Annotated in this window: 26 protein-coding genes, 1 pseudogene and 1 riboswitch; of the genes and pseudogenes, 15 read left to right on the forward strand and 12 right to left on the reverse strand. The window is 68.7% G+C overall.

Annotation, left to right across the window (positions count from 1 at the left end):
* The first annotated feature begins 73 nt into the window (after positions 1-73).
* A complete protein-coding gene (locus tag KV203_RS18065) occupies positions 74-1,150 on the forward strand; it encodes a nitric oxide synthase oxygenase (protein ID WP_083529996.1) in 1,077 nt (358 codons plus the stop codon).
* Here the strand turns inward: KV203_RS18065 and KV203_RS18070 are convergent.
* The 5 genes from KV203_RS18070 to KV203_RS18090 form a co-directional block, all read right to left on the reverse strand.
* Positions 1,147-1,557, reverse strand: a complete 411-nt coding sequence (locus tag KV203_RS18070) for a heat shock protein transcriptional repressor HspR (protein ID WP_066469431.1) — start codon at positions 1,555-1,557, stop codon at positions 1,147-1,149. The two genes, KV203_RS18065 and KV203_RS18070, sit on opposite strands and share 4 nt — an antisense overlap.
* A complete protein-coding gene (gene dnaJ, locus KV203_RS18075) occupies positions 1,557-2,735 on the reverse strand; it encodes a molecular chaperone DnaJ (RefSeq protein WP_066469429.1) in 1,179 nt (392 codons plus the stop codon). Before dnaJ ends, KV203_RS18070 begins: the two co-directional genes overlap by 1 nt.
* Before the next feature lie 46 nt (positions 2,736-2,781).
* A complete protein-coding gene (gene grpE / locus KV203_RS18080; RefSeq protein ID WP_066469427.1) occupies positions 2,782-3,324 on the reverse strand; it encodes a nucleotide exchange factor GrpE in 543 nt (180 codons plus the stop codon).
* Positions 3,321-5,165 (reverse strand): molecular chaperone DnaK, encoded by a 1,845-nt coding sequence (dnaK, locus tag KV203_RS18085; protein ID WP_066469426.1) that lies wholly within the window; start codon positions 5,163-5,165, stop codon positions 3,321-3,323. Before dnaK ends, grpE begins: the two co-directional genes overlap by 4 nt.
* Positions 5,166-5,358: 193 nt before the next feature.
* Positions 5,359-5,625 (reverse strand): IniB N-terminal domain-containing protein, encoded by a 267-nt coding sequence (locus KV203_RS18090; protein ID WP_066469424.1) that lies wholly within the window; start codon positions 5,623-5,625, stop codon positions 5,359-5,361.
* Between the two features lie 245 nt (positions 5,626-5,870).
* Here KV203_RS18090 and KV203_RS18095 point away from each other — a divergent pair, with 245 nt between their 5' ends.
* The 3 genes from KV203_RS18095 to KV203_RS18105 all read left to right on the forward strand — a co-directional run bounded on the left by KV203_RS18095 (position 5,871) and on the right by KV203_RS18105 (position 9,490).
* On the forward strand, positions 5,871-6,734 hold the full coding sequence (locus KV203_RS18095) for a hypothetical protein (protein WP_066469422.1): 864 nt from the start codon (positions 5,871-5,873) through the stop codon (positions 6,732-6,734).
* A gap of 165 nt (positions 6,735-6,899) precedes the next feature.
* Positions 6,900-8,039: a hypothetical protein gene (locus KV203_RS18100; RefSeq protein WP_066469420.1), complete on the forward strand. Its 1,140-nt coding sequence runs from the start codon at positions 6,900-6,902 to the stop codon at positions 8,037-8,039.
* Positions 8,040-8,173: 134 nt separating this feature from the next.
* Positions 8,174-9,490, forward strand: a complete 1,317-nt coding sequence (locus tag KV203_RS18105) for a S1 family peptidase (RefSeq protein ID WP_246600213.1) — start codon at positions 8,174-8,176, stop codon at positions 9,488-9,490.
* 12 nt (positions 9,491-9,502) lie between these two features.
* Here KV203_RS18105 and KV203_RS18110 read toward each other — a convergent pair whose 3' ends face one another.
* Together KV203_RS18110 and KV203_RS18115 are read right to left on the reverse strand one after the other, a co-directional pair.
* Entirely contained in the window at positions 9,503-10,066 is a 564-nt protein-coding gene (locus KV203_RS18110; protein ID WP_066469416.1) for a TerD family protein, read from the reverse strand.
* Between the two features lie 197 nt (positions 10,067-10,263).
* Positions 10,264-11,697, reverse strand: a complete 1,434-nt coding sequence (locus KV203_RS18115) for a glycosyltransferase family 87 protein (RefSeq protein ID WP_174522037.1) — start codon at positions 11,695-11,697, stop codon at positions 10,264-10,266.
* A gap of 207 nt (positions 11,698-11,904) precedes the next feature.
* Here KV203_RS18115 and rpsF point away from each other — a divergent pair, with 207 nt between their 5' ends.
* From rpsF to KV203_RS18145, 6 genes are all read left to right on the forward strand, one after another.
* Complete coding sequence (gene rpsF / locus KV203_RS18120; protein WP_066469414.1) at positions 11,905-12,192, forward strand: 30S ribosomal protein S6; 288 nt, start codon at positions 11,905-11,907, stop codon at positions 12,190-12,192.
* A gap of 125 nt (positions 12,193-12,317) precedes the next feature.
* Positions 12,318-12,863 carry a single-stranded DNA-binding protein gene (locus KV203_RS18125; RefSeq protein ID WP_066469412.1) on the forward strand — a complete coding sequence of 182 codons (546 nt, stop codon included), beginning with the start codon at positions 12,318-12,320 and terminating at the stop codon, positions 12,861-12,863.
* A 40-nt stretch (positions 12,864-12,903) separates the two neighbouring features.
* Positions 12,904-13,155 carry a 30S ribosomal protein S18 gene (gene rpsR / locus KV203_RS18130; RefSeq protein WP_066469410.1) on the forward strand — a complete coding sequence of 84 codons (252 nt, stop codon included), beginning with the start codon at positions 12,904-12,906 and terminating at the stop codon, positions 13,153-13,155.
* Between the two features lie 15 nt (positions 13,156-13,170).
* A complete protein-coding gene (gene rplI / locus KV203_RS18135) occupies positions 13,171-13,623 on the forward strand; it encodes a 50S ribosomal protein L9 (protein WP_066469408.1) in 453 nt (150 codons plus the stop codon).
* A 786-nt stretch (positions 13,624-14,409) separates the two neighbouring features.
* Complete coding sequence (gene dnaB / locus KV203_RS18140; protein WP_066469405.1) at positions 14,410-15,801, forward strand: replicative DNA helicase; 1,392 nt, start codon at positions 14,410-14,412, stop codon at positions 15,799-15,801.
* Positions 15,802-16,030: 229 nt separating this feature from the next.
* Positions 16,031-16,177, forward strand: coding sequence for a hypothetical protein (locus KV203_RS18145; RefSeq protein ID WP_157079771.1), 147 nt, complete (start codon positions 16,031-16,033; stop codon positions 16,175-16,177).
* Between the two features lie 435 nt (positions 16,178-16,612).
* Here KV203_RS18145 and KV203_RS18150 read toward each other — a convergent pair whose 3' ends face one another.
* The 5 genes and pseudogenes from KV203_RS18150 to KV203_RS18170 form a co-directional block, all read right to left on the reverse strand.
* Positions 16,613-17,236: an MBL fold metallo-hydrolase gene (locus KV203_RS18150; RefSeq protein ID WP_066469630.1), complete on the reverse strand. Its 624-nt coding sequence runs from the start codon at positions 17,234-17,236 to the stop codon at positions 16,613-16,615.
* Entirely contained in the window at positions 17,233-18,321 is a 1,089-nt protein-coding gene (locus KV203_RS18155; RefSeq protein ID WP_066469628.1) for an S-(hydroxymethyl)mycothiol dehydrogenase, read from the reverse strand. Before KV203_RS18155 ends, KV203_RS18150 begins: the two co-directional genes overlap by 4 nt.
* Positions 18,322-18,388: 67 nt before the next feature.
* Complete coding sequence (locus KV203_RS18160) at positions 18,389-18,772, reverse strand: RNA-binding S4 domain-containing protein (protein ID WP_066469402.1); 384 nt, start codon at positions 18,770-18,772, stop codon at positions 18,389-18,391.
* Positions 18,773-18,784: 12 nt separating this feature from the next.
* Entirely contained in the window at positions 18,785-19,423 is a 639-nt protein-coding gene (locus KV203_RS18165) for a C40 family peptidase (RefSeq protein WP_083529995.1), read from the reverse strand.
* Between the two features lie 58 nt (positions 19,424-19,481).
* A riboswitch (cyclic di-AMP (ydaO/yuaA leader) is annotated at positions 19,482-19,651 on the reverse strand.
* 315 nt (positions 19,652-19,966) lie between these two features.
* Positions 19,967-21,399: pseudogene (locus KV203_RS18170) on the reverse strand (carotenoid oxygenase family protein).
* Positions 21,400-21,460: 61 nt separating this feature from the next.
* Between KV203_RS18170 and KV203_RS18175 the strand changes: the two are divergent.
* The 5 genes from KV203_RS18175 to KV203_RS18195 all read left to right on the forward strand — a co-directional run bounded on the left by KV203_RS18175 (position 21,461) and on the right by KV203_RS18195 (position 25,545).
* Positions 21,461-22,141: a TetR/AcrR family transcriptional regulator gene (locus KV203_RS18175; protein ID WP_066469399.1), complete on the forward strand. Its 681-nt coding sequence runs from the start codon at positions 21,461-21,463 to the stop codon at positions 22,139-22,141.
* A 40-nt stretch (positions 22,142-22,181) separates the two neighbouring features.
* Positions 22,182-22,394 carry a hypothetical protein gene (locus KV203_RS18180; protein ID WP_157079770.1) on the forward strand — a complete coding sequence of 71 codons (213 nt, stop codon included), beginning with the start codon at positions 22,182-22,184 and terminating at the stop codon, positions 22,392-22,394.
* Positions 22,395-22,855: 461 nt separating this feature from the next.
* Positions 22,856-24,043 (forward strand): AAA family ATPase, encoded by a 1,188-nt coding sequence (locus KV203_RS18185; RefSeq protein ID WP_066469394.1) that lies wholly within the window; start codon positions 22,856-22,858, stop codon positions 24,041-24,043.
* A gap of 103 nt (positions 24,044-24,146) precedes the next feature.
* Positions 24,147-24,392 (forward strand): hypothetical protein, encoded by a 246-nt coding sequence (locus KV203_RS18190; protein ID WP_066469391.1) that lies wholly within the window; start codon positions 24,147-24,149, stop codon positions 24,390-24,392.
* A gap of 130 nt (positions 24,393-24,522) precedes the next feature.
* Positions 24,523-25,545, forward strand: a complete 1,023-nt coding sequence (locus KV203_RS18195; protein ID WP_066469389.1) for an iron ABC transporter substrate-binding protein — start codon at positions 24,523-24,525, stop codon at positions 25,543-25,545.
* Positions 25,546-25,548 lie beyond the last annotated feature (3 nt).

The raw sequence follows: 25,548 nt of genomic DNA on the forward strand, positions 1-25,548 counted from the left end.
GCACGACGAAGTAGCCAGCATCGTTGCCGGACAACGCTCCTCCGTCGGAGACGAAGAGGTCATCGCCCGCCGAATGCGCGAGTGCGCCGAGTTCTACGCGTTGCCGGAACTTTCCGAGGTGACCCCGGCGCGACGCCGCGAGGTGCTACGCGAACTGGAACAAACCGGTTATTACACCCAGACCGCCGAAGAAATCCTCATCGGTGCCCGGCTGGCATGGCGCAACCACGCCCGGTGCGTCGGCCGTAAGCACTGGCGCACGCTCAAGCTGATCGACGCCCGCGAGGCCACCACCGCCGACGAGATCGCCCAGGCCTGCTGGCAGCACCTGCGCCGGGCCACCAACGGGGGTGCGCTGCAGTCGGTGATCACCGTCGGCCCGCCACCGCTGCCGGACGGCCGCGAGTACCGAATCGTCAGCCCGCAGCTGATCCGCTACGCGGGCTATCGGAGCTCCGACGGTCGGGTGACCGGCGATCCGGCGCACGTCGAACTCACCGAGCTGGTGCAACGACTGGGCTGGCGCGGGGCCGGCACCCCGTTCGACGTGCTGCCGCTGCTGATCAGCACCCCGGACGAGCCGCTGCGCTGGTTCGACATCCCCCGGGAGCTGGTGCTGGAGGTGCCGATCGACCATCCCGAGTTCGAATGGTTCCGGACGCTCGGACTGAAATGGCACGCGGTTCCGGCCGTGGCGAACATGAACCTGGAGGTGGGTGGGCTCACCTACTCGGTGGCGCCGTTCAGCGGCTGGTATGTCAGCACCGAGGTAGGCGCACGCAACTTCAGCGATCGGTACCGGTACGACATGCTGCCGACGATTGCCGACCTGATGGGCCTGGACATGAGTTCCGAGCGGACGCTGTGGCGGGACCGGGCGCTGGTCGAGCTGACCCGGGCGGTGATTCACAGCTACCGGACCGCCGGGGTGTACATGGTGGATCACCACACGGTGGCCAAGCAGTTCCTCGACCACGTCGACCGCGAAGCCAAGGCCGGTCGGTCCTGCCCGACCGATTGGAGCTGGATCAACCCGCCGATGTCGGCCGGGATCACCCCGACCTTCCACCGGCTCTACGACCCGCCGGACCTGGACATCCGGCCGAACTTCACGTCCCGGGTGAAGACCGGCGGCTGCCCGCTCGGCTAGCCGCGGTCACCGCGGCGGCTGATCGGCCGGTTGGGCTGCCAGACCACCACCGCGGTGCTGCGCGGCACCGGTACCAGGTCCCGGCGCGGCGCGCGCCGGGACTGCTCCTGCTCGTCGAGCAGCTCGGCGACCCGGTGCTGCAGCGCCTCGACCTGATTGGTCAGCTCGATGATCCGTTTGATCCCGGCGAGGTTCACGCCCTCTTCCTGCGACAGCCGCTGCACCTCACGCAGCAGCTCGACGTCGCGCACCGAGTATCGCCGGCCGCCCCCGGGGGTGCGGGCCGGCGATACCAGGCCGAGCCGGTCGTAGGTACGCAACGTCTGCGCATGCATCCCGGACAGCCGGGCAGCCACCGAGATCACGAAGGACTCGCCCTCGGGCTCGAACGACTCGCCCGCTGCCATCACGCGCCGGCCCAGCCGGCCCTGGGCTCGAATCCGCCGGACCGCTCCGCTTCGGCATAGCGGCGCAACGCGGCTTGCGCGTCCTCGTCCAACTTCGACGGCACCGCAACCTTGACCGTGACCAACAGGTCGCCGGCCCCACCGCCGCGTCTCGGCACCCCGCGCTCGCGCACCCGCAACGTCCGCCCGTCCACCGTGCCGGGCGGAATCTTGACCCCGACCCGGCCGTCCAGCGTCGGAACCGAAACCGTGGTGCCCAACGCCAACTCGCCGAAGCTGACCGGCAGCACCAGCGTCAGGTCGTCGCCGCTGCGGCCGAACACCTTGTCCCCACGCACGTGCACCGTGACGTAGAGGTCGCCGGGCGGTGCGCCGCGCAGGCCCGCCTCGCCCTGCCCGGGCAGCCGGATCCGCTGACCGTCGGCGACGCCGGGCGGGATCCGTACGGTGATCGAGCGGGTCCGCTCCTGGATTCCGGTCCCGGCGCAGTCGACACACGGATCGTCGACGATCGACCCGTTGCCGCGGCACTCGTCGCACGGCTCGCTGAAGCCGAAGGCTCCCTGGTTCCGGCTGACCACCCCGGTGCCGTTGCACCGCGGACACACCCGCGGGCTGGTACCCGGCTTGGCGCCGCTGCCGTGGCAGGTGGTGCACGGGGCCGGGCTGGTCAGCCGCAAGGGCAACGTCGTCCCCTGCGCCGCCTCCCGGAAGCCCAGAGTGGTCTCCGCCTCGACGTCCTTGCCCCGCCGCGGCGCCGCGGCGCCCCCGGGCCGGCCGGGGGCACCGCCGCGATTGAACAACCCACCCAGGATGTCGCCCAAGCCACCGTCGCCGGCCTGACCGCCGAAGATGTCGCCGAGGTTGAAGTCGGCGGCGTAACCGCCGCCGGCTCCACCGCCGCCCCCCGCACCGAAGCCGCCCCGGAAACCACCGCCGCCGGCGAACAGCTTGCGGGTCTCGTCGTACTCCTGCCGTTTGGCCGGGTCGGCCAGCACCGCGTGCGCCTCGCTGACCGCCTTGAAGCGCTCCTCGGCCTTGGTATCACCCGGATTGGCGTCCGGATGCAGATCCCGGGCCAGCTTGCGATAGGCCTTCTTGATCTCCTCGGCCGAAGCGTCGGAGGAGACGCCCAGCTCCTTGTAGAAGTCCTTCTCGATCCACTCCCGTTGACTCACCGGGCATCTCCTCCTCTCGCTCGCGTACGGATTGCTCGCGTACGAATCACTGCCCGGGTTCGGTTGCCGACGCCTCGGGCGTCGACACCGGATCCCCGGCCGGATCGGTCACCGACACCATCGCGTGCCGGAGCACCCGATCGCCGACCCGGTAGCCCTTGCGCAGTACCGCACCGATCACCGGATCGTGGCCGTCGCCCTCGTGCTGCACGGCCTCGTGTAGGGCCGGGTCGAACGGCTCGCCGATCGCCCCGAACTCGCGCACCCCCTGCTTGGCCAGCACATCGGCCAGCTTGTCCGCGACCGCCCGGAGCGGGCCGGACTCCAGGTCGCCGTGCGCGCGCGCCCGATCGAGGTCGTCGAGCACCCCGAGCAGCTCACCCAGCACGGCTGCCTTGGCCTGGTCGACCGCAGCGTGCCGGTCCCGCTCGACCCGACGCCGGTAGTTGGCGTATTCCGCGGTGAGCCGCTGCAGATCTGCGGTCCGCTCGGCCAACGCGCCCGCGCCGTCCGCCGCCGGTTCACCCGTCGACGGATCGGCTGCCGGCGCCACCACGTCCTCGGCCTGCGGGGTGGGCTCTCCGGTCACTTCTTGTCCGCCGGGTCGTCGACGACCTCGGCATCCACGACCTGATCGTCCTGCGGCTGTGCCGAACCGGCCGCACCGGCCGCACCCCCGTCGGCGTCCGCCTGCGCCTGGTAGATCGCCTGACCCAGCGCCTGCGACTCGGTGGCCAACTTCTCCACCGCCGCCTTCACCGCCGCGATGTCGGTGCCGGCCAACGCCGTCTTGGCCTCGGCGACGGCCGATTCGACCTTCGCCTTGACATCCGCCGGGACCTTGTCTTCGTTCTCGGCGAGGAACTTCTCGGTCTGATGCACCAGCGACTCGGCCTGGTTGCGGGTCTCCGCCTCTTCCCGGCGGGCCTTGTCCTCGGCGGCGTGCGCCTCGGCATCGCGGACCATCCGGTCGATCTCCTCCTTGGACAGGCCCGAGCCGTCCTGGATCTTGATCGTGTTCTCCTTGCCGGTGCCCTTGTCCTTCGCGGTCACGTGCACGATGCCGTTGGCGTCGATGTCGAACGTGACCTCGATCTGCGGCACACCGCGCGGCGCCGGCGGGATGCCGGTGAGCTCGAACGAGCCGAGCAGTTTGTTGTGCGCGGCGATCTCGCGCTCGCCCTGGAACACCTGGATCTGCACCGACGGCTGATTGTCGTCGGCGGTGGTGAACGTCTCGCTGCGCTTGGTCGGGATGGTGGTGTTGCGCTCGATCAGCTTGGTCATCACGCCGCCCTTGGTCTCGATCCCCAGGCTCAGCGGGGTGACATCGAGCAGCAGGACGTCCTTGACCTCGCCCTTGAGCACACCGGCCTGCAGCGCCGCGCCGATCGCGACCACCTCGTCCGGGTTGACGCCCTTGTTCGGCTCCTTGCCGCCGGTCAGCTCGCGCACCAGATCGGTGACCGCGGGCATCCGAGTCGAACCGCCGACCAGCACGACCTGGTCGATGTCGGCGACCGAGATACCGGCGTCCTTGATCACCTGCTGGAACGGCTTACGCGTGCGGTCCAACAGATCGGAGGTGATCTTCTGGAACTCGGCCCGGGTCAGCTGCTCGTCGAGGAACAGCGGGTTCTTGTCCGCGTCGACGGTGATGTACGGCAGGTTGATCGACGTGCCCTGGCTGGAGCTCAGCTCGATCTTCGCCTTCTCGGCGGCCTCGCGCAGCCGCTGCATCGCCATCTTGTCCCTGGTCAGGTCGATACCCGAGGTTCCCTTGAACTTCTCGACCAGCCAGTCCACGATCCGCTGATCCCAGTCGTCGCCGCCGAGGTGGTTGTCACCCGAGGTGGCCCGCACCTCCACCACGCCGTCGCCGATCTCCAGCAGAGACACGTCGAAGGTGCCGCCGCCCAGGTCGAACACCAGGATGGTCTGTTCCTTGTCGCCCTTGTCCAAGCCGTAGGCCAGGGCCGCGGCGGTGGGCTCGTTGACGATCCGCAGCACGTTCAGGCCGGCAATCTGACCGGCTTCCTTGGTCGCCTGCCGCTGCGCGTCCTCGAAATAGGCCGGCACGGTGATCACCGCATCGCTGATGTCCTCGCCGAGGTATGCCTCCGCGTCCCGCTTCAGCTTCTGCAGCACCCGCGCGCTGATCTCCTGCGGGGTGTACTTCTTGCCGTCGATCTCGACGTTCCAGTCTTCCCCCATGTGGCGCTTGACCGAGCGGATCGTCCGGTCGACGTTGGTCACCGCCTGGTTCTTCGCCGGCTGACCGGTCAGCACTTCGCCGTTCTTGGCAAAGGCGACAACCGACGGCGTGGTCCGCGAGCCTTCCGAGTTGGCGACGACGACCGGCTCGCCACCCTCCAGCACGCTGACGACCGAGTTCGTGGTCCCGAGGTCGATTCCGACCGCACGAGCCATTGTGTTTCCTCCCAAATGTTCGATACAGATGAGCCTTCTCCGCTCAATCCTGCCAAGGCACCCGGAGGGCGTCAAGGCCTAGTTGAGTCGATTAGGCTCAGGTTTCGTCGATGCCAACCACGGGTCCGGCGGATTTGTTCCCGCTCCGGCACGGTCGGCTGCACGTCGGGCGCCGACGCGATCGACCTCGGGGTTACGGCGAGAACGTCTCGATCGCCCGGGCGTCGTCGCCGGCCGCGACGGCCGGGGCCGCGGCGAGCATGCCGACCAGCCAGTGCCCCCGAACACCGAGCAACGGCGACTCGGCGACCGCCGGGGCCAGGTCGGCCAAATCGGCCGGACTCAGCGCACCGATACCGGCCGCGGCGAGCGCACCGGCCGGATCGGCCCGGTAGGCGTCGGCCGCCTCCTCGTCGTCCAGCAGCCCGAGGATGAACTCACCGACCGTCTGCGTGGCCACGGCTCACCGGCCCCTCTCCCCGACGCGCAGGTAACGCCACCGACCATAGTCGCCACCCCTCGACGCTGCGACACAGCCGCGGCGAACCCCGCGGCGGAATAGGTCGAACAGCTGATGGCGGCGGCCGGCAACCGCGGCCATACTCGCTCGGTAACAAGCCGGGTAACGAAGCGGTGTAACGACAGCGCCGACCGAAGCGACCAACCGGCTGGTATCGGGGACGGATCAATCAGGAGGTCCACCCGATGTCCCGCGCCACCGACGCCGGTCCCCGCCCCACGCTCGGCGCCCCGGTCACCCGGCTGCGACGCAGTCGGAGCGAGCCGCGGATCACCGAACATCCGGCTCGCCGGACCTGCAGTCGCCATGCCGGCCTGGCAGCGCTGCTGGCCGGAGACCACGATTCGGCGCGGCGGATCGTGGCATCCCTGGGCAAGCCGGGCAGCCGCGGTTGGACCGCGCTCGACCCGGGCAGTCTGCTGTCGTCGCACGCCACGGCGGTGGGGCTGGCCCGGCGCGACGGCGATCAAGGCGCTCTGGTTACCCGGTGGCGGGCTGCCCAGGAGACGCTGGCCGCGGCTCCGGCCGAACTGGACGGCGTTTCCGCCGTCGGCGAACTGTGGCTGGCCGCAGCCCGGTTGCGCGAAATCGATCGCGTTGCCCGGCTGGTTCGCGAGAGCGCCGAGCTGCTCCGCCGGCACCCCGACGCGACCGGCGAGACCGCCACCTTCCACTGGTACGGCGTGCAGGCCGCGATCCTGGCCGGGCGGCCCACGGCGATGATCCCGCATGCAACGGCGCTGCGCGCGGCGGTCGCCGATCCAGACCCGGCCGTGCGCGCCGACGCCGGCGTACTCGTCGATGCCGCCCGGGCCTGGGTTCGGCTGTTGCGCGGCGAGGTGGACGCGGACGAGGTATCGGGCTGCGCCCGCCGGCTCGGCGAGATCGGGCAGCGTTGGGCCGGCGCCCGGCTCGCCGGTGAAGCAGCACTTCGGGCGCCCGTCGCCGACGCCGTCGCGCTGGCCCGAGTGGCAACCGCGCTGAGCACGAATGCACACCGAACCGGAATTGCGGCTAGGGTGCACAACAACGAGGTCTACGAAATGTAACCGGTTGGCCACGCCGAACGACATCTAGTCAGGAGTTGGTCGCGCCGGGGAGCGATCGTCGGGCCGCACGAGCCAAGGGTCGTCTCGACCCGACGCAGCGAGGTAGGAGAAATGGCCACAGGGGTAGGCCTGCGGGTCGGTTCACACGAGAGTGTCATCTCGATCATGACCGGCGAGGGCGCAGACGATACCTGCACGCTGGCCCGGGACACCGTGTTGCACATGTCGCCGGACGGCGACGCTGTGCTCGGTGGTCCGGCGCCGGCAGGCACAGCACACTCGGTGACGGGTTTCGTGGACCGGGTCGGCGACCCGGCCGGGGTCGTCGTCGACGAGGGCGCGGCCTACCGCGCCGAGGATCTGGTCGCCACGGCGGTCTTCTGCATGGTCGACATTGCCCGCGAGCATCTCGACGGACCCAGCGCATTCTGCGTATCGCACCCGGCGGACTGGTCCCCGACCGCCGTCGCGGATCTGCGCGAAGCACTGGACTACCTGGGGCTGCGCTCGGTCGACTGCACCCCCGACGTCGGCGACGATCCTGCCGCCGCGGCCGCTCGGTCCGCCTATCGCAGCGTGGTGGCAACCCCGGCCGGGGTCACCCCGCCGGACCGGACCGACAACACCCTGTCCGACTACACCACCGAGGAGCTGCCGGTCGTCGCTGCGGCACCGGCGCTGATCCAGGCCTATTCCGCGGCCCCACCGGTGTCGGAACTGACCACCGCCACGTTCGCCGACACCCCGGCGGCTGCGTCCCCGAACACAGTGCCCGCCGCCCGGCCCAAGGCGCCCCTGCTGGCCGCCGCCGCCACGCTGGCACTGCTGGCATTGGGTGGAGGTGGCGCCGCGATCATCCTGCAGAACGCCGGTTCGGCAGAGTCCGAGGCGCCGGTGGCCACCGCGCCGCCGATCAACCCCACCACGGTGGCCCCGGTCGAGCCGATCGCCCCGATTGCCCTGCCGGCCGAGCCGCCGGCGACGATCGCGCCGGCCACCCCGGTCGTCGCACCGATCGAGCCCGTCTACACCCCGGAGCCGGCGCCGGCGCCCGCCCCGGTCGTCACCACGACGGTGGCTCCGCCACCACCCCCGCCCAGCACCACCACCGCGCCGGCCCCGGTGACCACGACCACCGTTCCGACGACTACCGCTCCCGCGCCGGTGACCACGACGGCGCCGCAGACCGCGTACGCCCCGTACCCGCCGTACACGATGACCTACGTCCAGCAATACAACCAGCAGTACTACACCCAGTGGTCGATCCCGCCGTGGAGCATTCCGCCCTGGCACCCCCGCCGCTGATCCCGGCAACCGGTCAACGACAGCCCCGCAGAGTAGCCAGGACCTGGCCGAAGGCCATATAGTGCCCGCCAGAACCTTGCGACCCCGGGCGCCGGCCGCCAGGGCCGCGCGTCCGGAGTGAAAGGCTGAAGATCGTGCGACCGTCAGGCGTTCGCCGATGGGCTACGAACGGTGTCGTTGCGGCAATACTGGCGTGGCTGGTCACGGCGATGCTGACCCTGCCGGTGCCGGCGTCGGCCGACCCGCTACCCGGACCTGCGGGTGACTTGACTCAGGCCATCCACCGCGACCTCGGCATCGACCTAACGGCTTACCAACGCCGCGCCGACGACGCCCAACGGCTGGCCGGGTTCGCCGCCGGCTTCGCCGCCGATCATCCGGCCACCTTCGCCGGTGCCTGGCTGGATCCGGACGGGCGAACGGTGGTCGGGCTGGCCGGCGGCGCCGACCGGGCGGCCGCGCGCGCCGCGGTCGAGGCAGCCGGATTCACTCCGCGCGATGTCGCCAAGAGCGCCGCCACCCTGAACGCGGAGCAGCAGCAACTGGACCGGTGGCTGGCCGGACTGCCCCCGCAACTGGCCGCGCTGGTCCGGGGTATCGCGGTCGACATCGCCCACAATGCGCTCGCCGTCCGCGTGGAGCGGGTCGCCGACGGGTTGACGTTCCCGTCGTTCGTCGATCCGCGGCAGATTCTGGTGATGCCGGGGCCGCGAACCACCGAGCCGGTCCCGGCGCCCAAGTCGGACGCGATCACCGGGGTGTTGCCGGGCAACGCACTGGGTGGCGGGGATGCCTTCGCCGCGATCGACGGACGGGCGATGCTGCGCTGTTCGCTCGGCTTCAACGGCACCGACGCCGCCGGCCAGGTGGTCAACGTGACGGCCGGGCACTGCAATCCGGATGCCCGGTCGGCGGGCACCGGCACCGCAGCGAACATCTTCGAGCTGGGCCGGTTCGATTCGATCGGGCCGAAGCTGGGCACCTTCGAAGCGAGCCGGCTCGACGGCCACGACTATTCGCTGGTCCGGGTCGACCCCGGCGCGGCCGGTCGGTTCGCGAACAATCTGGTTCGCGCACCCGGGGTGGCTCCGCTGGCGGTGGACGGCGTCGCCACCCCGGTGGTCGGCGCGCCGGTCTGCAAGTCGGGCGCACGCACCGGCTTCAGCTGCGGCACGATCAGCGCGGTCGGGCAAACCGTTCGGGTGGGGAACCGACAGCTCACCGACAACTTCTCGTCGAGCATCTGCGCGTTGCCCGGCGACTCCGGCGGCGCGGTGGTGAGCGGCACCAAGGCGATCGGCATCTCCAGCGCCTCGTCGGTGGCCGACTATCCGTTCTGCGAGCTCCCGGACGTGCTCGGCGCCGCGCTCGGCAAAGGGCCGGAGCTGTTCGTCACTCCGATCGACGCGGTGCTCGCCGACAACCCGGGACTGACGTTGCGCACCAGCTGACCCGGGTGTGCCTCAGGGCGCCGCGAGCATCGCCGCGACCTGCTGTGCCGCCTCGCTCGGATGCTTGGCCGAAATTCCTGCGCCGACCGCTTCGAGCACCCACTCCCCGCTCGCGCGATGCACCGCGGCCATCACCATCCCGGTGAACGGAAGACCCCCGCGCAGGGTGAAGTTGGCCAGTTCCTGATCGGTCGCCACGTCCACCAGCCGGCAGAACGCGTTGGAGATCTCTTCGAAAGTATGTCCACCGTACGAGGTCACCACGAACACGATCGAGGTGACGTACTCCGGCACCCGGGTCAGATCGACGATGATGATTTCGTCGTCGCCGTCCCCCTCACCGGTCAGGTTGTCCCCGCGATGCCGGACCGACCCGTCCCGGGAGATGAGTTGACCGTAGAAGGACACGTCGACGATCCCGTCGCCGGCGAACAGCAACGCGGATGCGTCCAGATCGACCTCGTGCGCGGTACCAGCGACATACACCGGATCCCAACCCAGCCCCATCCGGATCGTGCCGAGTTCGGTCCCGTCGTTGCGACGCAGCGGGAACTGTTGTCCGGTGAGCAGATTCACTCCGACCAGTCTAGCGCGAGAGTGGTTCGATGAGCTTTGCGATGCTCGCCCTGATCGTCGGCATCGGCCTGCTCGGTCCGCTGCCGGGCCGGCGCCGACGCTGGCACGTGCCGGTGCTGCTCGGCGAGGCAGCGGCGATCCTGCTCTGCGCGCTGATCGCGATCGGCGCGGTCATCGTCGCCGGCCGGTCCGCCGGGTCAGCCGACAGCCGGCACCAGCCGACCGTCGCGTGCCGTGACCGGCCCGGGCGTGGGGACCGACCGGTCGGGCCGCGCCGGCCCGGAACGCAGCTCACCGCGCAGGAACAACACGTAGAACACCACCAGCAGCGCGGCCCGCGCCCACACCCCGAACTGGACCACGTTCTCCACGACGACGACCGAGCCGTCGTTGGACAACGCGTAGAAGTAACGGAACACCCATACCCCGACGGCGACATCGGCCACCAGGTAGCCGGCGACCGCCGGCCAGGGCACCGCGACCAGCACCAGAAACGGCACGATCCACAGGGTGTACTGCGGTGAATGCACCTTGTGGAAAAGCAGAAAGCCACACAGCATCGCCCCGCTGACCTGGACCCACGGGTACCCACCGGTGCGCTGATGACGCCGCCAACCGAGCCATGCAGCCAGCCCGAACGACAGCAGGATCAATACCGGCGAGGTGACCGACACCGCATGCTCGTAGGCCGCTGCGTTCTCCGCGGCGGTCGTGCCCGCGCCGAGGTTGCCCGTGGCGGGGTTGCCGGCACCGGGGCCGAACAGCGGGCGCAGCCCCCAGTACCAGATCGAGTTGGTGGTGATGTCGGCCGCCCGCTGCTGTTGGAACGTGATCGAGGCACGCCAGCCGGCAAATCCGGCAACGGCGAACGGCAGGTTGATCGCCACCACGGTGACCACGGCCGCGGCCGCCACCCCGATCGCGCCCCGGATGTCGTATCGGCCGGTCACCGACGCCGGCAACTCACGGCCGGCGACGCCGCCGGTGAGCACGAAGAGCACCAGCGGGAGGACGAACATGCCGGGGTAGATCTTCAGACAGAAGCCGATCCCGAGTAATACCGCAGCAAGCACCGCTCGGCGGCGCAGCGGCCACCGCGGCAGTGCGGTTACCACGTAGATGGCACCGACCGACGCTGCCACCACCGGCAGCTCCCAATTGTGGAACGCGTAGAGCACCAACGGGCTGCCGACCGACCAGAGCAGCGCGGACCACCCCGCCAGCCGACCCAACAACCACGCGGTGAGCAGGCCGAAGGGGGCCAGCAACAGTGCCGTCTGCGCCAGGAACTGCGCGTCGTCGTTCGCACCCACGGCGCCGAGCCACATCAGCACTCCGCTCAGCACCGGGTACTCGACACTGCCGCCGACCAGGACTCCGTCCGGGGTGATCGAACCGTGCAGATAGGGAAACAGGTGCTGATCGATCCCCCGGCCCAGCCAGAGAAACTGGATGTCGGAGTAGCAGACCTGGGTGTCCTTGATCCGGTCGAAGATGATGCTGCGACCGTCCTCGCCGAACGGAGCTCCGGCGCAACGTGCCTTGTTCAGGTACGCCGCCACAAGCGTGAGCCCGCACAGGCCGACCACCGTGGCGAGCATCCGCCGAGTCGCCGGGAGCCGCGGTTGCATGCCGTACAGCCTAGGCGGGCGATCCCCCGGCATTCGGCCGGCGCGGGCGCACCGGGCATCGGCGCGGCCGACGATCGGCTGGGTCGGGCGGGAGATGTAGCCCGGTACCGGGTCCTCGTGTAGCCTGCATGGGTTGCCGACGCAGGCGACCCTCCTGCCGTGGACAGTCCACGGCCGTTCACAGTCCATAGGAGGTGATGAGGTCTCATGCGTCATTACGAACTGATGGTCATCCTGGATCCGAATCTGGATGAGCGCATCGTCGCTCCGTCCCTGGATACCTTGCTCAACGTGGTCCGCCAGGACGGCGGCAAGATCGACAACATCGATATCTGGGGTAAGCGTCGACTCGCCTACGAGATCGCCCAGCACACCGAGGGCATCTACGCCGTGGTCCAGATCGACGCCGAACCCGCTACCGTCAGCGAGCTCGATCGACAGCTCGGCCTGAACGAATCGGTGCTGCGCACCAAGGTGATGCGCCGCGACAAGTGACGGCGGCGATCGTCGTTCGCTCGTGACCCCGGCCGGTTGTCGGTGGTTGGGCCTAGGGTGGGCCGCGACGGCGATCGGTAACAGATCGAGCGCGAAGACGAACCGCCCGGGCGGGGAGGAACGACATGGCAGGCGACACCATCATCACGGTCATCGGAAACTTGACCGCGGATCCGGAGCTCCGATTCACTCCGGCTGGAGCGGCGGTGGCCAATTTCACCGTCGCCTCCACGCCGCGCATCTTCGACCGGCAGGCCAACGAATGGCGCGACGGGGATGCCCTGTTCATGCGCTGCAACATCTGGCGGGAGGCGGCGGAGAACGTCGCCGAAAGCCTGACCCGCGGCTCCCGGGTGATCGTCAGCGGCCGGCTCAAACAGCGCTCCTACGAGACCCGCGAGGGTGAGAAGCGCACGGTGGTGGAGCTGGAGGTCGACGAGATCGGCCCGTCGCTGCGCTACGCAACCGCGAAGGTGAATCGCGCCAGCCGCGGCGGTGGCGGGAGCGGCGGCGGCAATGGCGGTGGTGGCGGTAGCTACGGCAGCGGTGGGGGTGGCGGCAGCCGGGGCGGCCAGAGCGGCGGCAGCGGCGGCGACGATCCGTGGGGCAGCGCGCCACAGGCGGCCGGCTCCTTCGGCGGCGGCCGGGCCGACGACGAGCCACCGTTCTGAACAACAAGACAGCTGGACGAAACGAAACACGGAGAAGACGATGGCCAAGGCCCCCGCACGGGAAAAGGTGATCAAGAAAAAGGCGTGCGCATTTTGCACTGCCCGCAGCGGCGAGGCCGCTCGCATCGACTACAAGGACACGACGTTGCTGCGTAAGTTCGTCAGCGACCGCGGCAAGATCCGCGCCCGCCGGGTTACCGGCAACTGCGTCCAGCACCAGCGCGACATTGCCGTGGCCGTCAAGAACTCGCGCGAGGTGGCGCTGCTGCCGTACGTGTCGACCGCCCGCTGAGAGAGGACATCTGCGATGAAACTGATCCTCACTGCCGACGTCGACCACCTCGGCGGGCCCGGCGACACCGTCGAGGTCAAGGACGGCTACGGCCGTAATTTTCTGTTGCCGCGAGGTTTGGCGATCGTCGCCAGCCGGGGTGCGCAGAAGCAGGTCGAGGGCATCCGCCGGGCCCAAGAAGCCCGCCGGGTGCGCGGCCTGGATCACGCGAACGAACTCAAGACGGCCATCGAAGGGCTGCCACCGGTCCAGCTCGCGGTGAAGACCGGCGCGTCGGGCAAGCTGTTCGGCTCGGTCACCCAGGCCGATGTCGCCACCGCGCTGAAAGCCGCCGGCGGCCCGATCGTCGATCGGCGTTCGGTCGCCCTGCCGAAGACACATATCAAAGCGACCGGCAAACACCGGATCACGGTGAACCTGCATCCGGACGTGGTGGCCGGCTTCGAGCTCGACGTCGTCGGCGGCTGATCCGTCCCGCAGATCTGCCTCCGGCAAGGAAAGGGCCCCGCACCCAACGGTGCGGGGCCCTTTCGTTGTGGTCGGCGGGCCGGACAGGGCTCACGGCAGGCAGAGTTCACGACAGGCAGTGCTCACGACGGGCCGAGATCGGACCGGCAGCAGATCACGCACATCGACAGCGATAGCCAACTGGTAACCAGACCCGGTCCAGCCGGCCCGCTCGTCGCCGGGGCACGCATCGCCTGCTTTTACACACCGGTTGGTATTCGGGCTTTCGGTACTATCGCGCCAGACCGGTCGGTCGTTACCCCCGGCCAACACGCCGGAAGACCGGCCCGAGACGACACGCCGGACGGGGTTCAATCCACAGGCTCCAGCGCCAGGAAATAGTCCTTCACCTGCATAAACAGTATGACTGTGAATACTTTTCCCCAAGTAGTCCACACCCGGTGCACACAGAACTCCTGGGCATTTCACATACCGTCCCCAACGGTATGCACAATGCGAGTTGGGTAGGCGGCGGCACCGGCCCTAACGTACCGATCAGATAACCGAACCGGCCGTTGCACGTGATTTTCTGGCCGCAAGCTGTGCCCGGTATCCGCCGACGACAGCGATCGGTCGGCGGTTCGTGTCGGTGGTCCGGAGTACAACAAGGTTCCGGAGTACGACACGAGCAGGATCAGCCGGACGAGCAGTACCAGCCGCAAGTGCAGTACCAGCTGGAAGAGCAGTATCGATAGCGCGAAACACGGTGTCACAAACACCCTTCGTGTCACAGAAGGGATCTACCGAGTGGCCGTAGTCGATGATCGAGGGCTTGCCGAATACCCAGCCCCGGCCGAACCCCCGCCGGGCGAGGATTTCGGCCGCCAACCGCCGCACGATCCGGCCGCCGAGCAGTCGGTACTCGGCGGCATGTTGCTCAGCAAGGATGCGATCGCCGACGTGCTGGAAGTGCTCCGGCCGGGCGACTTCTATCGCCCGGCGCACCAGAGCGTGTACGACGCCGTGCTCGATCTGTACGCGCGCGGCGAGCCGGCCGACCCGGTGACCGTGTCCGCCGAGCTGGACCGCCGCGGTGAGCTGCGCCGGATCGGCGGCGCCCCCTACCTGGTCACGCTGACCCAGACCGTGCCCACGGCGGCAAACGCCGGCTACTACGCCAATATCGTCGCCGAGAAGGCCATCCTGCGCCGACTGGTGGAGGCCGGCACCCGCATCGTGCAGTACGGCTACGGTGGCGCCGACGGCCAGGACGTGGCCGAGGTGGTGGACCGAGCGCAGGCGGAGATCTACGACGTCACCGAGCGGCGTACCGCGGAGGATTTCGTCCCGCTCGAGGAGCTGCTGCAGCCCACGATGGACGAGATCGACTCGATCGCCAGCCGGGGCGGCATCTCGCTCGGCGTGCCGACCGGCTTCACCGAGCTGGACGAGGTGACCAACGGTTTGCACCCCGGCCAGATGATCATCGTGGCGGCCCGACCCGGCGTCGGCAAGTCCACGCTGGGCATGGACTTCATGCGCAGCTGCTCGGTCCGGCACGGCATGGCCAGCGTCATCTTCTCGCTGGAGATGAGCCGCACCGAGATCGTGATGCGGTTGCTCTCGGCCGAGGCCAAGATCAAGCTGGGCGACATGCGCTCCGGCCGGATGAGCGACGACGACTGGACCCGGCTGGCCCGGCGGATGAGTGAGATCAGCGAAGCGCCGCTGTTCGTCGACGACTCGCCGAACCTGACCATGATGGAGATCCGGGCGAAGGCGCGGCGACTCAAGCAACGTCATGACCTGAAGCTGGTGGTTGTCGACTACCTGCAGCTGATGACCTCCGGGAAAAAGGTCGAGTCGCGGCAGCAAGAGGTTTCGGAGTTCTCCCGCTCGCTGAAATTGCTGGCCAAGGAGCTGGAGGTGCCGGTGGTCGCGATCAGTCAGCTGAACCGCGGTCCGGAACAGCGCACCGACAAGAAGCCGATGGTGGCCGACCTGCGCGAGTCCGGCTCGTTGGAACAGGACGCGGACATGGTGATCCTGCTCCATCGTCCGGATGCCTTCGAGCGCGACGACCCACGCGGCGGCGAGGCCGATCTGATCCTGGGCAAGCACCGCAACGGCCCGACCGCAACGATCACCGTCGCGCACCAACTACATCTGAGCCGGTTCGTCGACATGGCGCGCGGTTAGTTAGCCGATCGAAATTACTTACCCGGCAAGCTAATTCGCCCGTTCGGCGGGACAAGTGTATTGTCACGCAACAAGTTCTAGGATCCCGGTCGCACCCGATCGACAGCGCAACGCGAACCCGGATCCGGTACCCGATAGCCCCGTCCACCCTGATTCGGGTTGGGCTGCACGACTTCACTGCTTGGAACAGCCGAGATCTCATCGAGTTCGACGTATTCGAGGTAGATGAATGACCATTGCGATCGTGATAATCCTGGGCGTGCTCCTCGCCCTCCGGATCACCTGGCTCTTGACCATGGATCGGCCCCGCCGCTACGGAACAGATGCCGACGAGCGGCACGCCGCGCCCCTGCACGTGCACGGCAACCAGAGATAACGCGCCGGTACCGGTTCCCCCGACACGCCGCCGCCCTCCCCGCCGGACATCGCGCGCTCTGCTATCCCAGATACAGAGCTATCCAGCTACAGAGCTGATTACGGAGTACCACCGAGCTGCTCCAGCGAACGGCCCGATCGCCCTGCACCGAGCGGAAACCCGTGCGGCAGTGCGTGGTTCAGACAGTACGTGGTTCAGACACTGCGTGGTTCGCACAACGCGCGGTTCAACCCAGGAGTACGGCCAAGAGAGCAACCGAGGGAACGCGAGGTACCACAATGCTTACCGTCCTGTTCTGCACAGCCCTGTGTATCGCGCTCATGCTGCGGGTGGTCTGGCTGCTCGCGGTGGAGCACCCGACCGAACCGCCGGCGTCGCACCGACAGCTCCCCCGTTGATCGCACCGCCCGGCACACCCGGGCGACCGGGTGGGGGTTACGGCTCCGGCCAGTCCCGCGACGTGTCGGCCTCGGCACCGACGGTGGTCGCGTCGCCGTGCCCGGTGCAGACCTGGACCGCCGGGTCCAGCGTGAAGATGCTGCGCCGGATCGACGCCACGATCACCGGGTAGCTGGAGTAGGACCGGCCGGTTGCGCCCGGACCACCGAGGAAAAGGGTGTCTCCGCTGAACAACACCCCGGCCTCGGGTGCGTAGAGCACCGACGACCCCGGCGAATGGCCCGGCGTGTGATGAACCCGCAGCGCCGTCCCGGCGATCGGGATCTCCTGCTCGTCCGCCAGATCGCCGTGCGGTACGTCGGGATGGGTCTGCTGCCACAGCATGTCGTCCCCGGGATGCAGCAGTACCTGAGCTCCGGTCGCCGCGGACAGCTCGGGCGCGACCCCGATGTGATCGTTGTGCCCGTGGGTTACCACGATCGCCCGCACCGTTCGATCACCCACCGCGGCCAAGATCGGTGCGGCGTCGTGTGCGGCGTCGACGATCACCACCTCGTGGTCGTCGCCGACCAGCCAGATGTTGTTGTCCACGTCCCAGGTACCGCCGTCGAGCGTGAACTTGCCCGACGTGATCACCCGGTCGATCCGCAGGCCGCTCACCACTGGACCACCGAACGCAGCACCCGGCCGTCCGCCATCGCCGCGAACGCCTGCTCGACGTCGGCGAGCGCGATCCGTTCGGTGACGAACTTGTCCAACGGCAATCTGCCCTGCTCGTACAGGTCGATCAGCATCGGAAAGTCGCGCTCGGGCAGGCAGTCGCCGTACCACGACGATTTCAATGCGCCACCGCGGGAGAAGAAGTCGACCAAGGGCAGCTGCAGCGTCAGCTCCGGGGTCGGCACCCCGACCAGCACCACGGTGCCGGCCAGATCCCGCGCGTAGAACGCGTCGCGGTAGGTCTCCGGGCGACCGACCGCGTCGATCACGACGTCGGCGCCGTGCCCGCCGGTCAACTCCCGGACAGCGGACACCACGTCGTCGGTCTGCGAGCCGTCGATGGTGTGCGTGGCGCCCAGCTCACCCGCCCAGGCCAGCTTGGCCGGATCCCGGTCGATCGCGATGATCGTGGTCGCGCCGGCCAGTCGGGCCCCGGCGATCGCCGCATCACCGACCCCGCCGCAGCCGATCACCGCGACCGAGTCGCCGCGGCCGACCTCGCCGGTGTTCATCGCCGCACCGAGGCCGGCCATCACCCCGCAACCGAGCAGACCGGCCACCGCCGGGTCGGTGTCCGGATTCACCTTGGTGCATTGACCTTCGTGAACGAGGGTCTTGTCGGCGAACGCGCCGATACCCAACGCCGGCGTGAGCGGTGTCCCGTCGGCCAAGGTCATCGGCACGCTCGCGTTGAACGTGTCGAAGCAGTACCACGGACGGCCGCGACGGCAGGCTCGGCACCGGCCGCACACTGCGCGCCAGTTCAGCACCACGAAGTCACCGGGCGCGACATGGGTCACCGCCGATCCGATCGACTCGACCGTGCCCGCGGCCTCGTGCCCGAGCAGGAACGGATACTCGTCGTTGATCCCGCCCTCGCGGTAGGCGAGGTCGGTGTGGCAGACACCGCAGGCTTGCACCGACACGACGACGTCGTGCGGGCCCGGATCGGGAATCACGACGTCCACCACCTCGGTCGGCGCCTGCTTGCGACGAGCGATGACTCCACGAACGGTGTGCGGCATGCGGCTCACGATAATTGGGCCGGTCTCGGCCGCGCAGCAATACCCCGCCGGCCGCGAGCCCGACAGCTCAGCGACCGCGTAATCGATCGGTGTCGCGTCGGTCACGTTTGGTCGGCCGGCCGGCGCCGCGGTCGCGACGCGGCAGCGCGGCCACGACCTCCGGCGGCGGTGGCGGCGGACTGCGATCGTCGAAACATTGCGCCGCGACCGGCGCGCCGACCCGCTTGACGACGAGCTCTCGGACGACGACAACGCGTTCCCGGCCGGCGACGCGGAGCCGGATCTCGTCACCGGCATGCACCGGCTGAGCCGGCTTGGCCGGGTTGCCGTTCACCCGCACGTGCCCGGCTCGGCACGCCGCAGCGGCGGCCGAGCGCGTCTTGAACAGGCGAACCGCCCAGGTCCATGCATCGACCCGGGCGGTTCGGCGGAGTTCGTGCTGCTCGGTCAGGCTCGGGCTCGGTCAGCCGATGTGACGGGCGGTGTAGACGTTGCCCCAGTCCAGTGGTGCGTACTGGACCGGCACACCCTCGGTCGACGCGTGCACGATCTGGCCGTCGCCGGCGTACATCGCGACGTGCGCACCACCGTTCTGCACGACGATGTCGCCCGGCTGAATCGAGTTGGAGTCCACCGGCGCGCCGACGCCGGCCATCGCGAAGCTGGTCCGCGGAAGTTCGATGCCGGCTTGCCGGTAGGACCACTGGACCAGGCCGGAGCAGTCGAAAGCGAACGGGCCGCTGGCGCCCCAGACGTACTGGGCACCGACCTTGGACTCGGCCGCGCTGAGCGCACGTTGCGCGGCGTTCGAGACCGACGGGAGCTGCGGCAGCGCGGGGGCGGCCGGGAGAGCGGGGGCAGCCAGCTCCGGCACCGGCAGGTTCGGCACGCTGAGCTGTGGCAGACCGAACGGACCGGGTGCCTGCGCACCCGGCGTCGGCGCCGGAAGTTGGGGCAGATTGCCGATCTCCGGCAACTGCGGCAGGTCCGGGACCTGGATGTCGCCGAGACCCGGGATATTCACCGTGGTGGCCAGTGCGGGAGCGGTGGGAAGTGCGATCGTGCCGGTCGTGAGGGCCCCGACCACCATCGCACCGCGCACGGACCCCGTAAGCCGTGACTCGCGCTGCATGCTGTGTTTACCCACAGAGATGCGTCTCCGATCTTCCATTCGACCACCGACCGAGTTAGCTGACGGGTTCGGGCCTGGAAGCGCAGCCCTACCTCGATGTCCGATATCGACTTGGCCGACACCAGCGGTGAGGATTCACCCCAACAAACGTTTGGGTCCCCGGCTCGGTGGGGTACACCGATTAGGCGGTGATCTCACGATGCCGTTCGGGTAGAGCGGCGGTAACTCATAAGATCACGGCAAGGTTACGAGTCCATACCCGCTGTTGTCCAGTCACGCCCCGCGACACGCCGGACACGGGCGGAAATGTCCAGTTCAGCCGGGCGTCATGCGGTCTCCGCAACTATCCGATCACAGATCACGGTCGTCGTTACCGAACCGCGTCATTCCCCTCCGGGGCCGGCGTTCGTGACCGGTGGCGGCACGAACACGGTCGCACCGCGCCGCTGCGACGGCCGGATCGGTGCCGAATATCGACAATCTTCGAGGATCTAGCAACCCGCCTAGCGTCGGCTAGAAATCGGTAGGCAGCCAGTTTCCGTGGAAGCCGGCCGGCACCCGATGCGGCAACTGGACCGCGGCCAGCGACTCCAACGACCCGGCGTCCAGGATCGCGAGGTGGGTCCGGTCGGCAGCCCGGTCGGTGACGAAGCCGAGCAGCACGCCGTCGTCCTCGGCGGCGTCCGGCGCCGCCGGCTGGAAGACGAACTCGCCCAGCTCCATGCCGGAACCGAAGGAACGGGCCGCGGCGCTTCCGCTGCACAGGTCGTGTTTGTACAGCACGTCCCCGTTGTGCAAACCCGCGCCGACCGATATTGCATAGCCGTAGCGATACCGGTGGCCGGTCCGCCGTTCGTCGAACCGGGGAAACTCCTGGCCCTGATCGTCGAGCCGCTGCTGTCGCACCGTCCCGGCCGCCAGATCGATCACCCACCGCTCCAACGCGGGCATCGTCTCGCCCGGACCGGTCCGGTCGATATCGAACATCCGGTCGTAACGGACCAGATCCGCGACGACGGCGGCGCCGTCCTGATAGGCGTTCATCGTGTGGAAGGCGTAACACGGCGGCACCTCGAACCACCGCACGTCCGCAGCGCGGCCGGCGCGCGGCAGCACCCCGACCCGCGCCGGCCGGTCCGGATTCCAGCGGTAGGGCAACCGCCGGTCGGCCGGATCGCGCGGTAGCCGCGCCGCGAGCGGATCCGGCACCCGCACCCGGCCGAGCAACGCCGACAACAGCCGTCGGGTCGGGGTGCGCAGCGGCCGCGGCAGCTCGGGGGGCAACAGGTCGCCGACCTCGAAGGTGACCGGCAGGTCGTAGAGCACGACATAGTCCTCGGTGAGCGAAAAGTCGTGCATCAACGGCGTGCCGCCGACGTCGATCAGTTCGGTCCGCTCGGTCCGACCGTCCGCACCGATCACCGAGTACTCGACCTCGGTCCGGCCGAGTTCGTAGGACACCGCGTGCAACGCCCCGGTGGCCGGGTCGCGGTGCGGATGTGCGGTGTAGCCGCCGCGTAGCCGGCCGTCGCCGTTCCAGACACCGATGGTGTCCAGCTCGGTGGTGAGCTCGTAACAGGTGACGCCGGACTCGACCAACGCCAGCGTCCGCCCGGCGTGCCCGACGATGTTGGTGTTCGCCGCAAAGGAGTAGATCCCGCCCGGCTCGGACGGTTCGCCGAGTGCCGCAGCGACCGCGGGGCTGCGCACCGAGCGGTTGCGGTACCACCGAGCCCGACCGTCCTGGGTGACGGGATGCCGTGCACCATCCCGTCACCCAGGAACCAGTGGTAACGATCCGGATCGACGGCACCGACCGGGTTCGGCCCGTTCCGCAGGTAGCGGCCGTCCAGAAAGTCCGGTATCCGGCCGGTGACCGCCAGCTCGGTCAGGGTGTGCTCCTCCCGGATCGGAGCAAAGGTGCCGTGCAGAAATCGGTTGGACATCACATCCGCCTTCCATAACGCCGTTATATGGGTATAACACTGTTATGGACGTTTGCCAAGGATGAGGCCGATCAACGCACGCGACCGCCTGGTCGCGGCCGGCCGACGACTCCTGGAGACCGAGGGCGCCGAAGCGCTGCAGGCCCGCCGGATCGCAACCGAGGCGGGCCTGTCCACGATGGCGCTCTACACCCACTTCGACGGCTTGCCCGGCCTGCTGGACGCCCTGATCGACGAGTCCTACCAGCGGTTCGCGGCGACCCTGGCCGGCGCGCCGCGTACCGGCGATCCGCTGACCGACCTGTTCACCCTCGGCCTGACCTACCGGGCGTTCGCCCTGGACAGCCCCCAGCGATATCGGCTCATGCTGGGCCTGACCAACAACCGACCCGGCCCCTGCGAGCCGATCGACCGAGCGGCAACCGGCCCACCGCCGGCCGCCGACGATGCGGCGTTCGGCGAGCTGGTTCGCGCGGTCGAGGCGGTCATCGGGACCGGGCAGGTTCGCGCCGATCCCGCAGTGGCGGTCGCCGGCCGACTGTGGACGGTGGTGCACGGCGCGGTGCTGCTCGAGCTGGCCGGCTTCTTCGGGCCGGACGAGGCCACCGCTCTCGGCAATCTTGCCGCTATCCAGGTGGACCTACTGGTCGGAATGGGCGCGGAGCGAGACCGCGCGGTCTCTGCGCAGCTGCGCGCACACACCGATCGACCGATTGAGCCGGCGGGAAAGCGGATACTCTGACGAAGGCTATCGTCCTTCGATTCAGTGGAGAGTGATCTCGTTGCGTACCCGAACAATTCTCGTCCGCACCGTCGCCGGAGCTGCAGCCGTCGCTGCAATCGGACTCGGCGCCGCCCCCGCGGCGTCTGCGGCATCATTTCAGCTACCGAACCTGCCGGGCCTGCCGGCCACCGTCGAGCTGCCGACCGTGCCCGCCGGAACCTTCGGTTCGCTCGGCTGTATCACCACCGGATCGTCGGAGATCTGCGTCTGAGCGTCCCGATCGATGCGGCCCCGTTTCATCGCGCGGCAGCGCGCGTAACGCATCGATATCTTTCCACGGACCCGCAACCGAGTCACCCTACTCTGAAGTAGTCCCGTTATCTCGATCTCAACGGAGAGTGATCTCGTTGCATACCCGAATATCCATATCCGCCGGCCGAATAGCCGCTTGTGCAGCCGCCGTCGCCACCCTCGGATTGCTCGCCGCGCCCGCGGCGTCCGCGACTCCGATCGAACTCCCGATCCAGCAGGCGCTGTCGTCCGGCTCGACCTCCTGGGTTGATCTGTGCATCGACCTGGGCTCGAGCACGGTGTGCATCTAGCCCACCCGCCACGTGTGGGCGCATGAGGTCGAGCGGCCCCAGCCGAGCCCACCACCAAAATCTCGGCATCTCTAGGACACGCCTTAGAGATGCCGAGATTTTTCGATACGGCCGGGTAACGTCGGGCGACGTGGATCCGGTACGCAACCCGTACGCCCCGGGCGCGGGCCAGCGACCGCCGGAACTCGCCGGCCGCGACCGCCAGCTCGACGCTTTCGACGTAGTACTCGAGCGCATCGCCCGGAACCGACCCGAACGCTCCGTGGTCCTCACCGGCTTGCGTGGCGTCGGAAAGACCGTCCTGCTCAACCAACTTCGCTCGGCGGCCATCTCCCGCGGCTGGGGCACCGGCAAGATCGAAGCCCGGCCCGATCAAGATCTGCGCCGGCCGCTGTCCTCGGCACTGCACATGGCGGTGCGGGCGATCGCCGCCGCGCATCGCAACCCCGAGCGGGTGGACGACTTTCTCGGTATCCTCAAGGCGTTCGCGTTGCGCGCCACCGCGGACAAAGGCATGCGGGAGCGCTGGCAACCGGGTATCGACGTGCCGGCGGTGAGCGGCCGGGCAGATTCCGGCGACATCGAGATCGATCTGGTCGAGCTGTTGCTGGAGGCGGCCGCACTGGCCCGCGACGTCGGCGTCGGACTGGCCGTCTTCATCGACGAGATGCAGGACGTCGGCGCCGCGGACGTGTCGGCGATCTGCGGCGCCTGCCACGAGCTCAGTCAGGACGCCGCGCCGCTGATCGTGGTCGGCGCCGGCTTGCCGCATCTGCCGGCGGTCCTGTCGGCCTCGAAGAGCTACTCCGAGCGCCTGTTCTCCTACCATCGGATCGATCGGCTGGAGCGCGCGGCGGCCGATCTCGCACTGATCGCACCGGCGGCCGACGAAGACGTGCAATTCACCGAGGAAGCGCTCGACGCGCTGTACGCCAAGACCGACGGCTATCCGTATTTCGTCCAGGCATACGGAAAGGCAACCTGGGACCAAGCGCCGCAGAGCCCGGTCACCGAGCGCGACGTAGCGGTATCCGCGCCGGCCGCCGAAGAAGAGTTGGCCGTCGGCTTCTTCGGCTCCCGCTACGAACGGGCTACCCCGGCGGAGCGCGAATACATGCGGGCGATGGCCGACCTCTCCGGCGACGACGGCCCGGTGGCCACCGCCGCGGTGGCGCGCGAGCTCGGTCGCAAACCCGCCTCGTTGTCGCCCGCCCGGGACGGGCTGATCAAGAAAGGCCTGATCTACTCCGCCGAACGCGGCACGATCGGCTTCACCGTTCCACATTTCGGCCGGTATCTGCGCGCCCAGCACGACTGATCGAGCACGATCCGGCATCTCCATCGGCAGTCGAGGCCCCTTTCGGGGATAAATCCGTACTCTGGGTACCAATTGAACGGGCAACGCAGAGGGGTGTTTCATCATGGCCGGCAAAATTTTCCTGACCATTGTCGCTGCGCTGGCGATCGCCACCGGTAGCCCCGCAATCGCCGCCGCGCTGCCCACCGGTTCCGCGACCGGTTCGGCCACCGGTTTGGCGACGGGCTCGGCGACCGGCTCCACCGGCACCGGTTCGACGATGGCCGCACTCGGCATCACCTGCCGACTCGGCGTCGCACTCACCCAGTTGCTGAACGGCGGGCAGCCGGCTACCTACCGGTGCCCGTAACCGACCTCGGCCCGGCCACCGGCCGGGTCTGCACATCTGCCCCTTGCGTCGTGGGCTAGCCTGGGCTTTAGGTAAACCTCAGCTAATGCGTCGCGTCGGCGGCGCTGCTTGCCCGAAAGGCGACGCCCTGATGCGAACGAGCTGGACGCGACTGTTCGCCGCAACGACCCTGGTCGCCGCCTTGGCCGCGGCCGGTTGCTCGTCGGACGGCGACAGCGGCAGTGACGACCCGCTGCTCGTGTACAACGCGCAGCACGAATCTCTGACCAAGAAGTGGATCGACGAGTTCACCGCGGAGACCGGAATCAAGGTCGAGTACCGCCAGGGTGGCGACATCGACCTCGGCAATCAGCTGGTCGCCGAGGGCGATCGCTCGCCGGCGGACGTGTTCCTCACCGAGAACTCACCGGCGATGGTGCTGGTGGAGAACGCGGGACTGTTCGCCGATCTCGATCAGGCCACGCTGGCCCAGGTTCCGCAGCAGTACCGACCGTCCACCGGCAAGTGGACCGGGGTGGCGGCGCGCACCACGGTGTTCATCTACAACAAGGACAAGCTGCCGGCCGACCAGTTGCCGAAGTCGATGACCGACCTGCAGCAACCGGAGTGGAAGGGTCGCTGGGGCGCGCCGCCGGCGAAAGCCGACTTCCAGGCGATCGTCGCCGCCTACCTGGAGTTGAAGGGCGAGGAAGCCACCCGTACCTGGCTGGCCGGGATGAAGACGAACGCGGTCGCCTACCAGGACAACATCGCCACGATGAAGGCGGTCAACGCCGGCGAGGTGCCGGGCGGACTGATCTACCACTATTACTGGTTCGCCGACCAGGCCAAGACCAAGGAAAACAGCGGCAACACCGACCTGTACTACTTCCGCAACCAGGACCCGGGCGCCTTCGTCAGCCTGTCCGGCGGTGGCGTGCTGAAATCCAGCAAACACGCGGCGCAGGCGCAGCAGTTCATCGAGTTCGTCACCGGTAAGGCCGGCCAGGAGGTCCTGCAGTCCGGCGATGCCTACGAGTACACCGTCGGCAGCGGCGTGCCGTCCAACCCGAAGTTGGTCCCGCTCGACCAGCTCCAGGCACCGTCGGTCGACCCGTCGAAGTTGCAGTCGCAGAAGGTGGTCGAGCTGATGACCGAAGCCGGTCTGCTCTAGGTG

Origin of the sequence: Skermania piniformis (genome assembly GCF_019285775.1) — a bacterium.
Lineage (GTDB): Bacteria > Actinomycetota > Actinomycetes > Mycobacteriales > Mycobacteriaceae > Skermania > Skermania pinensis.

Coding starts and splice junctions, on each gene's coding strand:
- dnaK (WP_066469426.1), bottom strand. CDS start 5,165: ATGGCTCGTGCGGTCGGAATCGACCTCGGGACCACGAACTCGGTCGTC.
- KV203_RS18115 (WP_174522037.1), bottom strand. CDS start 11,697: ATGCAACCGCGGCTCCCGGCGACTCGGCGGATGCTCGCCACGGTGGTC.
- KV203_RS18145 (WP_157079771.1), top strand. CDS start 16,031: ATGACCATTGCGATCGTGATAATCCTGGGCGTGCTCCTCGCCCTCCGG.
- rpsF (WP_066469414.1), top strand. CDS start 11,905: ATGCGTCATTACGAACTGATGGTCATCCTGGATCCGAATCTGGATGAG.
- rplI (WP_066469408.1), top strand. CDS start 13,171: ATGAAACTGATCCTCACTGCCGACGTCGACCACCTCGGCGGGCCCGGC.
- KV203_RS18155 (WP_066469628.1), bottom strand. CDS start 18,321: ATGCCGCACACCGTTCGTGGAGTCATCGCTCGTCGCAAGCAGGCGCCG.
- KV203_RS18125 (WP_066469412.1), top strand. CDS start 12,318: ATGGCAGGCGACACCATCATCACGGTCATCGGAAACTTGACCGCGGAT.
- KV203_RS18175 (WP_066469399.1), top strand. CDS start 21,461: ATGAGGCCGATCAACGCACGCGACCGCCTGGTCGCGGCCGGCCGACGA.
- KV203_RS18095 (WP_066469422.1), top strand. CDS start 5,871: ATGTCCCGCGCCACCGACGCCGGTCCCCGCCCCACGCTCGGCGCCCCG.
- KV203_RS18070 (WP_066469431.1), bottom strand. CDS start 1,557: ATGGCAGCGGGCGAGTCGTTCGAGCCCGAGGGCGAGTCCTTCGTGATC.
- rpsR (WP_066469410.1), top strand. CDS start 12,904: ATGGCCAAGGCCCCCGCACGGGAAAAGGTGATCAAGAAAAAGGCGTGC.
- KV203_RS18065 (WP_083529996.1), top strand. CDS start 74: ATGCGCGAGTGCGCCGAGTTCTACGCGTTGCCGGAACTTTCCGAGGTG.
- KV203_RS18190 (WP_066469391.1), top strand. CDS start 24,147: ATGGCCGGCAAAATTTTCCTGACCATTGTCGCTGCGCTGGCGATCGCC.
- KV203_RS18195 (WP_066469389.1), top strand. CDS start 24,523: ATGCGAACGAGCTGGACGCGACTGTTCGCCGCAACGACCCTGGTCGCC.
- KV203_RS18100 (WP_066469420.1), top strand. CDS start 6,900: ATGACCGGCGAGGGCGCAGACGATACCTGCACGCTGGCCCGGGACACC.